Source organism: Weizmannia sp. FSL W8-0676 (assembly GCF_038593015.1).
Taxonomy (GTDB): domain Bacteria; phylum Bacillota; class Bacilli; order Bacillales; family Bacillaceae_C; genus Weizmannia; species Weizmannia coagulans.
Genome location: NZ_CP151954.1, coordinates 1,287,742 through 1,300,126, shown reverse-complemented (window position 1 = coordinate 1,300,126; position 12,385 = coordinate 1,287,742). Strand labels below are relative to the sequence as shown.

General features: G+C 49.8%; 10 protein-coding genes. All 10 read right to left on the bottom strand.

Translation table 11 applies throughout. The annotated features are described in order from the left end of the window. Window positions 1-169: 169 nt before the first annotated feature. The 10 genes from NST20_RS06280 to pnp all read right to left on the bottom strand — a co-directional run bounded on the left by NST20_RS06280 (window position 170) and on the right by pnp (window position 12,375). Window positions 170-1,840 carry a ribonuclease J gene (locus NST20_RS06280; RefSeq protein WP_013859148.1) on the bottom strand — a complete coding sequence of 557 codons (1,671 nt, stop codon included), beginning with the start codon at window positions 1,838-1,840 and terminating at the stop codon, window positions 170-172. Between the two features lie 489 nt (window positions 1,841-2,329). Beyond that, the gene (dapA, locus tag NST20_RS06275) at window positions 2,330-3,202 is read right to left on the bottom strand and encodes a 4-hydroxy-tetrahydrodipicolinate synthase (protein WP_019721112.1); all 873 of its coding nucleotides are present in this window, start codon (window positions 3,200-3,202) and stop codon (window positions 2,330-2,332) included. 72 nt (window positions 3,203-3,274) lie between these two features. Continuing rightward, window positions 3,275-4,519 (bottom strand): aspartate kinase, encoded by a 1,245-nt coding sequence (dapG, locus tag NST20_RS06270; RefSeq protein ID WP_340703547.1) that lies wholly within the window; start codon window positions 4,517-4,519, stop codon window positions 3,275-3,277. A 283-nt stretch (window positions 4,520-4,802) separates the two neighbouring features. Further along, window positions 4,803-5,849, bottom strand: a complete 1,047-nt coding sequence (locus NST20_RS06265) for an aspartate-semialdehyde dehydrogenase (RefSeq protein ID WP_013859145.1) — start codon at window positions 5,847-5,849, stop codon at window positions 4,803-4,805. A gap of 104 nt (window positions 5,850-5,953) precedes the next feature. Beyond that, window positions 5,954-6,559, bottom strand: coding sequence for a dipicolinate synthase subunit B (locus tag NST20_RS06260; RefSeq protein WP_342400270.1), 606 nt, complete (start codon window positions 6,557-6,559; stop codon window positions 5,954-5,956). After that, complete coding sequence (dpaA, locus tag NST20_RS06255) at window positions 6,550-7,458, bottom strand: dipicolinic acid synthetase subunit A (RefSeq protein WP_258433328.1); 909 nt, start codon at window positions 7,456-7,458, stop codon at window positions 6,550-6,552. The genes NST20_RS06260 and dpaA overlap by 10 nt, the downstream gene beginning before the upstream one ends. Before the next feature lie 120 nt (window positions 7,459-7,578). Further along, window positions 7,579-7,824 (bottom strand): YlmC/YmxH family sporulation protein, encoded by a 246-nt coding sequence (locus NST20_RS06250; protein ID WP_017554506.1) that lies wholly within the window; start codon window positions 7,822-7,824, stop codon window positions 7,579-7,581. Window positions 7,825-7,890: 66 nt separating this feature from the next. Further along, window positions 7,891-9,129, bottom strand: a complete 1,239-nt coding sequence (locus NST20_RS06245) for a pitrilysin family protein (RefSeq protein WP_061566944.1) — start codon at window positions 9,127-9,129, stop codon at window positions 7,891-7,893. 25 nt (window positions 9,130-9,154) lie between these two features. Continuing rightward, a complete protein-coding gene (locus NST20_RS06240; protein WP_342400411.1) occupies window positions 9,155-10,261 on the bottom strand; it encodes a polysaccharide deacetylase family protein in 1,107 nt (368 codons plus the stop codon). Next, a complete protein-coding gene (gene pnp / locus NST20_RS06235) occupies window positions 10,261-12,375 on the bottom strand; it encodes a polyribonucleotide nucleotidyltransferase (protein ID WP_017554503.1) in 2,115 nt (704 codons plus the stop codon). The genes NST20_RS06240 and pnp overlap by 1 nt, the downstream gene beginning before the upstream one ends. Between the last annotated feature and the right edge of the window lie 10 nt (window positions 12,376-12,385).

The window sequence follows — 12,385 nt, the reverse complement described above, 5'->3', positions numbered from 1 at the left end:
TACGCCTTATTATTTGCACGGAAGGGGTTTTCATACGGAAGCCCCGCGGTTTCCGGAACCGGAAGCGGGGCTTTGCCTTGCATTTTTAATGGTGCACCAGGCGGGCCTTGTGCCACAAAGAGGGCGGGCACGCGGGAACCCCCGCCCCGCCCTCTGTCCGGCATGGGCATCAAACTTCCATAATAATTGGCAGGATCATCGGGCGCCTTTTCGTCTGCTCATATAAAAAGGAGCTGAGATGGTCGCGGATCCCCTGTTTAATACTCGTCCAGTCAAAAGCATCTTGTGACGTGTTCTGTTCCACCACTTCTTTTACGATGTTGGATGAATGGCTGATCAGCTTTTCGGATTCGCGGACATAGACAAACCCGCGCGAGATAATTTCAGGACCGGCAGCCAGTTTTTTATGCTTTTTATCAAGCGTGACGACGACAACCAATATCCCGTCCTGGCTTAAAAGTTTGCGGTCCCGCAACACAATATTGCCGACATCGCCAACGCCGATTCCGTCAATGAGAATATTGCCGGAAGCAACCCGGCCGCTCGCCTGGAATTTGCCGTGCTTGTATTCCAATACTTCCCCGTTGCTTGAGATGATGACCGATTCTTTCGGCATCCCCGTTTTGTACGCCAGTTTTGCATGGGCATACAGGCTCCTGTATTCCCCCTGGATCGGGACAAAGTATTTTGGCCTCATTAAATCAAGCATCAGCTTTAAATCTTCCTGGCAGCCGTGGCCGGTCACGTGGATTTTCCGGTTGCCCGCGTAAACATCGGCTCCTGCACGGTAAAGCATGTCAATCGTTTTCGCCATGAACAGTTCCAGCCCCGGAGACGGCGTTGTGGCAAGGATGACCGTATCCCCTTTTTGAATATTGACCTGCTTATGGTTCTTTTTCGCCATTTTTTGAAGGACGAGAAACGGTTCCCCCTGACTCCCTGTTGTCAAAATCGCCAGTTCTTCGTCCCGGTATTTTGAAATTTGCTGCAGCGGGATAATGAGGTCATCTGTCCGGGTCTGCAAGTATCCCAATTTTAATGCAATTTTATATACTTTTTCAAGATAATTTCCGACAAACGCAACTTTGCGGCCGGTAGTAGAAGCCGCATCGAGCACTTGCTGCACTCTGATTAAGTTCGAGGCAAAGCTCGCGATAATAATCCGGCCCTTTGCATCGTAGAAAGCATCCGTAATTTCTTCCGCCACAACAGACTCATGGGTCGTATATCCCGGATGTTCCGCTTCCGTGCTGTCGGATAGTAACAGGAGCACGCCTTCTTCGCCGATTTTCGACATTTTTCCGATTTCCGAACGATAATGCCCGCCCATTTCCTGGTCAAATTTAAAATCGCCGGTATACACAATATTGCCTTCCGATGTGGAAATGCAAATGCCGACCGAGTCGGGAATGCTGTGTGTTGTTTTGAAAAAGTAAATATCTGCAGCATCAAAATGGAGAACCGTATCGGCATCAATTTCTTTAAAGCGGATATGCTTTTTCACTTTTAGTTCCTTCAACTTTTCTTTCGCCAGCGCGATGGTAAACTTTGTGGCAAACACCGGCACGTTGAGTTTCATCAGGATATATGGCAGGGCGCCGATCGCGTCCTCATGCCCGTGTGTCAAGAAAATTCCCTTTATCCGCTGCCTGTTTTCCATTAAATAAGTAAAATCCGGGATGACAATATCGATCCCGAGCATTTCGTCTTCCGGTAGCATCAGCCCGGCATCAAGCACAAACAGGTCTTCTCCGGTTTCCACCACGTACATATTCTTTCCGATTTCACCAATTCCTCCTAAAGGAATGACCTTAATGGTTTCGTTTTTTTCCTTACGCAAAATTCTTTTCCTCCTGTGTTGTTTGAAATTCTAGAGCAGGAATCACGTTTCTTTTTGATAGATCGCAAGGGGTTGCCGGATTCCATCCGATACGGCCTTACGCATATCCAAGTTCCCGGCATAAAAAATAAGCGGCCGGCTCTTCCGCCGCATCCCTTTTAAAACGCCATGCCTGGCACCAGGCGCCCGCACGTCCACTTGCACCGTCCCGGTTCTATCGAAAAAGACTTTCCGAGCCTGTAAAAATAAATTGCTGTCCGTTCCTTTCTCTTATGTATAGCTTAACCGAAAAGGGTATATCCGGTCAATGAAGAGAGCGTGATATTTCCATCGACAAATGCTGCCTATTTCCGCCAATCTGCTGTTTGCCAGCAGATTGGCGGGAGAGGGCCTGCTTTTTTCCCTGGAGCCGGCATGGGGGCTTTCTTCAAAACCCGCTTAAGCAAAAAACGACCCTGTCCGTTTTTCCGGAAGGGCCGTTTTTTTTGCTTAAAGATCGCCAAGCAGGTGGTGAATGGTTTCCCGTTCTTCTTTTGTTAACGGAACGAGTGGGAGGCGGACGCCACCGGCATCCATCCCTTTTAATTGCAAAGCGGTTTTGACCGGTGCCGGATTAGGCGCCATAAACAAACCGCGCATTAATGGAAGCAGCTTTTGGTGCAGCCTTGCCGCTTTTGTTACATCCCCGGCAAAAAAGGCTTGCACCATTTCCTGTATGGCCGGGCCGGCAACATGGGAAGCAACCGAAATCACACCCGCCCCGCCGATTGAAAGCACGGGAATCGTCAGGCCGTCATCCCCGCAGTATAATTCAAAATCATCCGGCGTACGGGCAATGATTTGCGCCATCGCATCCAAATTCCCGCTTGCTTCTTTTACCGCAACAATATTCGGGATTTTGGAAAGTTCGATGATCGTTTCCGGTTCAATATTGACAGCCGACCGGCCCGGGATATTATAAATGACAACCGGGAGGCTGGTGGATTCCGCAATCGCTTTGAAATGGGCATACATGCCGGCCTGGTTCGGTTTGTTGTAATACGGGCCGACAGCCATGACGGCATCAACGCCGCATGATTCCGCACGCTTCGTCAATTCGATCGAAGCATACGTGTTATTGCTCCCTGTTCCAGCAATGACCGGCACCCGCCCGTTTGACGTTTTCACAACCTGCTTGAACAGCGCGGTTTTTTCTTCAGGCGAGAGTGTCGGGGATTCCCCCGTTGTTCCCGCAACGACCAAAGATTCTGTCCCGTTTTCAATTAAATAATCAACCAGCTTTGCCACCTTTTGCAAATCTAGATTCCCTTTATGGTCAAAAGGCGTCACCATTGCCGTTGAAACTTTTCCGAAACGACTCATACTTACACTCCTCATCCTGCCGGGTTTTGCAAGATGAAAAATAAAAACACCCGGCAGAAAATCTTTCATTTTTTACGCATGAATATCATACGTTTCCGTTTCGCTTTCTAAACTAAAGGCATCATGAAGGGCATTGACCGCTGTAACGAGATCTTCCTGCTTCACCAGCACCCAGATGGTCGTGTGGCTGTCAGCAGACTGTAAAATCCGGATCCCTTTTTCGGAAAGCGCCGACACGATTTTATACGTAATGCCCGGCACGCCCGCAATCCCGGCGCCGACAATTGATACTTTGGCGCAGTTCCGTTCAATTGCCGGTTCATGCCCCAGTTTTTTCAGCACTGCTTCAGCCCGGTTTGCCACTTCTCCGGAAACCGTGTAGACAACGCTTGTCGGGGAAATATTGATAAAATCGACACTGATATTTTCAGCTGCCATCGCTTTAAACACAACCGTCTGCAAATCATACTGCCCGTCTTTTGCATATACTTTGATCTGCGAAACATTCGGTACATGCGCAATCCCGGTAACGGTGCGTTCTTTTATATCGGTCCCGAGTTTCTGGCGGTGGCTTAAAGATGTGACAAGCGTACCGATATCGTCGGAATAAGTGGACCGGATGCGGATTGGCACTTTTGACTGCATCGCGATTTCAACGGCGCGCGGGTGGATCACTTTTGCACCCTGGTAAGCCATATTGCAGACCTCGTTATACGTGACCACCTGAAGCTTCCGCGCATTTTCGGCAATCCGCGGGTCAGCTGTCATGATGCCTTCCACATCGGTAAAAATATCAATCCACTCCGCTTGAAGCGCAGCACCGAGCGCTGCAGCGGATGTGTCGCTGCCCCCGCGCCCGAGCGTGGTTACGTCCCCGTTTTTTGCGGCCCCCTGAAATCCTGCAACCACGACAACATCGTGCAGTTTCAGTTCACGCAGGACGCGGTCGCACTTCATGTCCGTAATTTTCGCATTGGTATGCTCCGCGTTCGTGCGGAAACCGGCTTGCGCGCCGGTCAGGGCGCAAGCGCTGATGCCGTGCGCGTTTAACATATTGGCAAACACAAGGCTGGAGATAATTTCGCCGGTTGACAACAGCAAATCCTGCTCGCGTCTGCTTAAACAGGTTTCGGACCCACCAACGAGCGACAGGAGCGTATCGGTTGCATACGGTTCCCCTTTGCGACCCATCGCCGAAACGACGGCAACCACCTTATAGCCTTCTTCCAGTGCTTTTTCTACATGATGTTTGGCATGCATTCTTGCATCATGATCCCGTACGGATGTGCCGCCGAATTTTTGGACAACGATTTTCAATGAAGAACACCTCTGTTATAAACTGATAAATAAGAACAGTGATTCCGTTAACGAGCGGGCTTTGCCGGCCGGTTTTTTGCCAAAGCCATGTTTAAAGGGCCGGCCGTTTTTAAACCGTTCCCTTCCCGGCCGGAAAAAGCCGCGGCATATTTTTTGGCATACGTGTCCATAAAATATATCGGGAAATGGAACCTTCTCCGTTTACCGGATTCCGGCATAAACTTCGCTTTCCCTATATCTTATCACCAATATTGCAAAAAGGTCAGCCTAAATTGCCCCCCAATCAGATGAGCCCCATCCTAATCAGGCTTTCCGCAATCTGGATGGAATTTGAGGCAGCGCCTTTCAGCAAATTATCGGAAACAACCCACATATGGAATCCGTTGTCTTCATCCGGGTCTTTGCGGATCCGCCCGACAAAAGTGTCATACTTGCCGACCGCATTGACAGCCATCGGGTAAATCTGTTCTTCGGGGCGATCTTCCAGCACAACACCGGGCGCAGACGCGAGCACTTCCCGGATCTGCCCGGCACTTGTGCCGCCCTTTTCGGTTTCAAAATAAACAGATTCCGAGTGGCCGGTTGCAACAGGAATCCGGACGCATGTGGCGGAAACTTTTAATTCCGGCATATGCATGATTTTTTTCGTTTCATTGATCATTTTCATTTCTTCAAATGTAAAGCCGTTGTCCGTAAACACATCGATTTGCGGGATGGCATTAAACGCAATCTGGTAATGCTTCTTGTCGCCCTTTACCGGCAGTACCTGCGGCTCGTAAGCCCGCCCTTCAATGAGCGCCTTCGTCTCGTCGTTCAGCTCCCGGATGGCAGCCGCGCCCGAACCGGAGACAGCCTGGTATGTGGAAACGAGCACCCGCTTCAGGCCGAAATTTTTGCGGACGGGTTCCAACGCAACAACCATCTGGATCGTCGAACAGTTCGGATTGGCGATAATGCCGTTATGTTTTTGAATGTCTTCTTCGTTTACTTCCGGGACCACAAGCGGCACTTCCGGGTCCATGCGGAAGGCGCTCGTATTATCGATTACAATTGCCCCGCGTTTCACCGCTTCCGGCGCAAACTTTTTCGACACGCCCCCGCCTGCGCTGAAAAGGGCGATATCCACGCCTTCAAAGCTTTCCGGCACCGCTTCCCGGACCGTGATTTCTTCCCCGTTTACCGTTATTTTTTTGCCGGCGGAACGCGAAGATGACAGCAGCGTCAATTTGTTATACGGAAATTTGCGGTTTACCAAAGTTTTAATCATTTGCTGGCCGACAGCGCCGGTTGCCCCGACAACGGCTACGTGATAACCTGATGTGTTTGCCATTGGCGTATTCCCCTTCCAATTCCAAAACCAAATTCATTTTTATAGCTATTATTGTATCACAAGTCTTCCGGCACCGTGTGTATTTTTTTAATTTTAAATCGTTTTCAAGGCGATTTTCCGTCGCGGAAACGTTCGACAATGACAGGCTGGATTTGTTTCCCCTCGAGTGCAAGCGAAACCGTATCGGCAAGGGCAGTCATTCTCGCCACCATTGAATTTGGTTTGTTGTCCGGGTCGTCCTGCCCGTACGGAATAAAATAAATGTTTTTTGTTGCCATCAGCCGCATCAAATTCATGCCGTTTAATCCGAGCGCATCATTGGTCGAAATGCCGAGCACAACCGGTTTCAAATTGCGGAGCGTCGCTTTGGCGGCCATCAGCACCGGGGAATCCGTGAGCGCGTTCGCCAGTTTGCTCATCGTAAATCCGGTCAGGGGCGCAATCACCATGCAGTCAAGCGGGAGGGTTGGCCCGAGCGGCTCGGCCTCGACAATCGAATCAATCGCTTTTTGCCCGGTGCATTTTTCAATTTTTTCCACCCATTCTGAGCCTTTGCCGAATCTTGTATCCGTCGTTTTCACCGTGTGCGTGACCACCGGGATAACTTCCGCCCCCAATGCCACGAGCTTTTCGATTTCAGGAAAAACGGCCGCATAAGTGCAATGGGAGCCGGTTAAGCCGAAGCCGATTCTTTTTCCCTTTACATCCATGGCGATGACCCCTTTCTTTTTAAAACGTCTTCTTCAATCAGCCGGCCGAGCACATTCCCGAGTATCCGCCCGGCTGTTTTCGGCGCGACAATGCCAGGCAGGCTCGGCGCCAGCATCGCTTTAATGCCGCGCTTTTCGGCATACCGGAAATCCGTTCCGCCCGGTTTGGAAGCAATATCCAGAATGAGCGTATGCGAAGGCATCTTTTGGATAACGGATGCGTTCACAATCAGGTGCGGAACCGTATTAATGCAGATGTCAATGTCTTTTACTTCCTGTTCAAGATCGTTTAAATGAAAAGGCACAAGCCCCATCTCCGTTATCCTCGCAAGATGTTCGCTTTTTCTCGCGCCGACTTTCACCTTCGCGCCGAGATGGCGGAAAGCCCGGGCAACGCTCATTCCCACCCTGCCAAGGCCGAGGACGGCAACATTTGAGCCGTGAATCGTAAATTCCGTGTTCTGAATGGCCATCATGATCGTTCCTTCGACGGTCGGAATCGAATTATAGATTGCCACATCGTCCCGCTCGAATAGTTTCACAAGGCGGCGGCCCGCTTTTTTAGCAATTTGTTCCAAATACGGATTGCTGATGCCGGTATAGATCGTAAAATAAGGCGGCGTTTCAGCCAGCATATCACCGGTCAGCACAACTTCTTCGTTCGAAAAAATCAAATCGATTTTCCCGTCGTCCGCTGTCCCGGTAATCGGCAAAATGACGCAATCCATTTCCGAAAACCGGATATCTTTAAATTTTTCTTTCGTGACGCCGGAATACACAAAATCGAGCTGTTCAAATCCGATCAATGAAATTTTCGCATCGAGATCCGCAAGTTTCCGGATCACTTCCAGCTGGCGTGCATCTCCGCCTATGATGGCAATTTGGACGCCGGTCAACAAATGCCTCACCTTCTTTTCCATGTGCATGGGGGATTCCCCATATCTTATGGTGGCGGCATGTTTTTTGTGAAAAAAAAGCAAAGAAAAATGCCGGAATACCCGGCATGCTTCTTTGCCTTTTTAATAGCTGTACTGGTTTTCAGGCACTTCCAAAATCATCATATCGGCACCAATCGTTCTGATCCGGTTCCACGGGACACGGATCTCGTTCGCCTGTTTTTTAAACCGCCTTCCGACCGGGATGATTAGGGCCTCCACTTTTCCGCTCGCTTCATCAATTTCAAGGTCCGTGGAGCCCAATACCCCGAGCCGTTCCGCTTTTTTAAAATCGACCATTTCTTTTCCGCTGAGTTCGCTGAGCCGCATATTCCCCCTTCTTTCTCTCATGGACTGATTCCATTTTATGCGGGGGATGGAAAAGATATGCCGTTTTTAAGACAACCGCTCCGGCAATTTTCCGTCCGGGCTGATTAAAGAGGCCGAATACGGTTTGGAGAAAATCTCCCGCGCACAGGCATTGACTTTTTCCACGGTGACGCGGTCGATTTCCTCGAGCATTTCATCAAGCGAACGGTGCTTCTTTAACAGCAGTTCGTTCTTTCCGTTCCGGCTCATGCGGCTGTTTGTGCTCTCCAGGCTGAGCATGAGGCTCCCTTTTAACTGTTCTTTGCAGTTTCGCACTTCTTTTTCTGTTACCCCTTTTGCTTTCAGCGTCTGCAGCGTCTCCTGTACCGTCTCAAACAGCTCGTCCAATTGGGAGGCGCCCGTTCCGCCGTAAATCGTTAAAATGCCGCTGTCCTTATAGGCGGTATGGTAGGAATACACCGAATATGCAAGCCCCCGCTGTTCCCGCACATTTTGGAAAAGGCGGGAGGACATGCTGCCGCCTAATATATTATTCAGGACAATCAGCTCATAAATATTGTCACTGCCGATTTTCTTCCCCTCAAATCCGAGGCAGAGATGGGCCTGTTCTGTTTCTTTTTTGCGTGCAAGGTCATTCTTATGAAAAACGGCCGTTTCGCCGCCCGTCTCTGCCTTCCCGCCTTCATAGGAGCCGAACAAGGCTTCAATCTCCCTTACGAAAGACGGCGGCACATTGCCGGCAACGGAGACGACAACGCGGTCAGGGGTATACATATCATATACATACTGATGGAGATCGTCGCTCGTAAACGATGCAAGCGTTTCTTCCGTCCCTAAAATCGGATAGCCGAGCGGATGGTTTTCATAAATGGCCTTGCCAAGCAAATCGTGGACAATATCGTCCGGCGTATCTTCATACATTTTGATTTCTTCATTGACAACGCTTTTTTCCCGTTCCATTTCTTCTTCTGAAAAAGTGGAGTGGAAAAACATGTCCGACAGAATGTCAAGCGCGAGCGGCGCGTGCGTGTCGAGCACTTTCGCATAAAAGCATGTATATTCTTTCGACGTAAAAGCATTCACCTGGCCGCCAATGGCATCAAAGGCCTCGGCAATGTCTTTTGCGCTCCTTTTTTCTGTCCCTTTGAAAAACATATGCTCAAGAAAATGGGAAATGCCGTTGTTTTTTTCATTTTCATTTCTCGAACCGGTGCCGATCCAAATGCCGATCGCAACCGAACGGACAGTTGGAATTTCTTCCAGTACAATCCTTAAGCCGTTATTGCAAGTATATTTTTGTATCATGTTGTGCCTCCTCGAAAGTCTCATTTCACTCTGTGCCGTCTTTTGTATCAGCGGGATCCTTTTCGCTGTCTAAAAACGTTCCGTCCTCATTTTTAATGATTCTTTCCTCATCGAGCAATTTTGAAACGGTCCCGATTTGTAAATTTTTCTTTTCCAGCCTGACAATCAACGGTTCCAATGCTTTTGCTGTGGAAGCGGTCGGATGCATTAAAATAAGCGAACCGCCCTGTGCTTTTGCGATTACGCGCTCTACAATCGCCCCTGGGGAGGGGTTCTGCCAGTCGACCGTATCGACCGTCCACATGATCGTTTCCATTCCCATTGATTTTGCGATGCTTACCGCTTCATCCCGGTAACTGCCGCTCGGCGGGGCAAACCACTTCACTTTTTCTTCCGTAATCGCTTCAAGCACCCGGTTTGTCTTCACCAGCTGGCTTTTGATCTTTGATTCCGGCAAAGTGCTAAAATCGGGGTGGGTATAGGAATGGTTCCCGGTTTCATGCCCGCCGCTTATAATCATGCGGGCAAGCTCAGGGTTTTCTTTTGCCCATCGCCCCTCTAAGAAAAAGGTAGCATGAAGATGATGTTTTTTTAAAGTTTTTAGCATATCCGGCAAATATTCATTTCCCCATGCGACATTGATTAAAAAAGCAACCATTGGTTTATCCGGATTTCCCGTATAGACAGGGGCCGGATCCAGATCTCCAAGGTGGACGGCAGGGGGAATTTGTTTAAACACCAGTTTGCGTTCGTCATAACGGCCGTCCTGTTTCATTTTCAAGTAAGAAGCTTTTTGATCCACTTCCACCCCATTGTAGCCGGGGACCGCCTTCCAAACCCTGTCAATCCGGGCATTTTCCGGCGGGCGGTAAAATCGTTTTGCAGCCTGTTCAATTTTTTCCTGAAGCTCGTTCTCTTGTGTGCTAAAAGCGGCCCGCTCCCTTAAATACCGAGCGGAAAGCGGATTTCCCGCAAGCAACAATGCTAGAATAGCAATCAAGCCAAGCGCAATCAAGCGTTTTGCTTTATTCACGTTATTTTCCCCCTTCTTTAAAAAAAGTATGAAATGGGGAAGGGGCATAGAACGGGCGCGCGGGACAAATAAAAAAAGCCAGGACTCCCTGACTTTCATCACGATTTATTTTCTTTTTTTTGCTGCTCCTTTAAAACGGCTTTGCGGGAAAGGTTGATGCGCCCGTGGCTGTCAATATCCGTCACCTTGACCAGAATTTCATCGCCGATCTTGACAACATCTTCGACTTTCCGGACGCGTTCTTCGGCGAGCTCGGAAATGTGGACGAGGCCGTCTTTGCCGTTAAAGATTTCCACAAAAGCGCCGAATTTTTCGATCCGTTTGACTTTGCCGAGGTAAACCTTGCCGACTTCGACTTCCCGGACGATATCTTCAATCAATTGCTTCGCTTTGTTGTTTGCGTCTTCGTCCGTCGAAGAAATAAAGATGGTGCCGTCCTGTTCAATGTCAATTTTCACGCCGGTTTCGTCAATGATTTTATTGATTTGTTTGCCGCTTGGCCCGATGACGTCGCGGATTTTATCCGGATGGATTGTCATGGTTAAAATCTTCGGCGCATAAACGGACAAATGGTCGCGTGTTTTCGAAATCGTCGACATCATATGGTCGAGAATCTGCATTCTGCCCTTTCTCGCCTGCTGCAGCGCCTCTTCCAGTATCTCCCTCGACAGCCCTGCAATTTTAATATCCATTTGCAGCGCGGTGACGCCTTTGGATGTGCCGGCCACTTTAAAGTCCATATCGCCGAGATGGTCTTCCATGCCCTGGATATCGGTTAAAATCGTATAATGTTCACCGGATTTCACAAGTCCCATCGCAATCCCGGCAACCGGCGCTTTAATCGGAATGCCGGCATCCATCATCGCAAGGGTGGAAGCGCAAATGCTTGCCTGTGAAGTGGATCCGTTCGATTCGAGCACCTCGGATACAAGTCGGATCGTGTACGGAAATTCTTTTTCATCCGGAATGACCGGTTCCAGCGCACGCTCGCCCAGTGCCCCGTGCCCGATTTCGCGGCGGCCCGGCCCTCTCATCGGCCCGGTTTCCCCGACGCTGAACGAAGGGAAATTGTAATGGTGCATAAACCGTTTCGACTCTTCAATGCCGAGCCCGTCCAAAATTTGCACATCGCCTAAAGCGCCTAACGTACAAATGCTTAAAGCCTGTGTTTGCCCGCGGGTAAACAACCCGGAACCGTGCGTGCGTGGCAAAACCCCGACTTCGGAGGAAAGCGGCCGGATTTCATCGATTTTGCGGCCGTCCGGGCGGATTTTATCGACTGTAATCAGCTTGCGGACTTCTTCTTTTTCAATATCGTGCAAAATTTGTTTAACCTGCTTGACCGTTTCTTCATCGGCTTCTTCCGCTTCAAACCGGGTGAGCACCTCATCGCCCACTTTTCTGATCGCTTCTTCGCGCGCTTTCTTTTCATGGACCTGGATGGCTTCGATCATCTCATCCCGGCACATGCCGCTGACTTTTTCCACCAGTTCTTCGTCGAGTTCGAACAATTCGACAGCCATTTTCTCTTTCCCGATCTCAGCCACAATTTTTTCCTGGAAAGCAATCAGGCGCTTGATTTCCTCATGCCCGAACATAATCGCTTCAAGCATCACTTCTTCCGGCACTTCTTTCGCGCCCGCTTCGACCATATTAATGGCGTCTTTTGTGCCTGCGACGGTTAAATGGATATCGCTTTTTTCCATCTGTTCCACAGTCGGGTTAATGAGGAACTTGCCGTCCACCCTTCCGACGATGACGCCGGCAATCGGGCCTTCAAACGGAATATCGGAGACGGAAAGCGCAAGCGAAGACCCGAGCATTGCTGCCATTTCCGGCGTGCAGTCCTGGTCGACGCTCATGACCATGCTGACGACCTGCACTTCATTGCGGAAGCCGTCGGCAAAGAGCGGGCGGATCGGCCTGTCAATCAGCCGGCTTGACAAAATGGCTTTTTCGCTCGGGCGCCCTTCTCTTTTGATAAAACCGCCCGGAATTTTCCCGACAGCGTAAAGCCGTTCCTCATAATTTACGGTCAGTGGAAAAAAGTCCACATTTTTCGGTTCTTTAGAAGCGGTTGCTGTACTGAGGACAGCCGTTTCGCCGTAACGGACGAGCGCAGCACCGTTTGCCTGTTTTGCGAGCTGGCCGATTTCCACGGTGAGCGGGCGGCCGGCCCAATCTATCGTATAGGTATGTTTATCCTCTACCATACAGATCAAA

Bases quoted from the DNA above. Each gene is read 5' to 3' on its own strand.
- NST20_RS06265 (WP_013859145.1), bottom strand. From the start codon at position 5,849: ATGGCAAACACATCAGGTTATCACGTAGCCGTTGTCGGGGCAACCGGC.
- dapA (WP_019721112.1), bottom strand. From the start codon at position 3,202: ATGAGTCGTTTCGGAAAAGTTTCAACGGCAATGGTGACGCCTTTTGAC.
- NST20_RS06250 (WP_017554506.1), bottom strand. From the start codon at position 7,824: ATGCGGCTCAGCGAACTCAGCGGAAAAGAAATGGTCGATTTTAAAAAA.
- NST20_RS06240 (WP_342400411.1), bottom strand. From the start codon at position 10,261: ATGAAAGTCAGGGAGTCCTGGCTTTTTTTATTTGTCCCGCGCGCCCGT.
- NST20_RS06245 (WP_061566944.1), bottom strand. From the start codon at position 9,129: ATGATACAAAAATATACTTGCAATAACGGCTTAAGGATTGTACTGGAA.
- pnp (WP_017554503.1), bottom strand. From the start codon at position 12,375: ATGGTAGAGGATAAACATACCTATACGATAGATTGGGCCGGCCGCCCG.
- NST20_RS06260 (WP_342400270.1), bottom strand. From the start codon at position 6,559: ATGGATGTAAAGGGAAAAAGAATCGGCTTCGGCTTAACCGGCTCCCAT.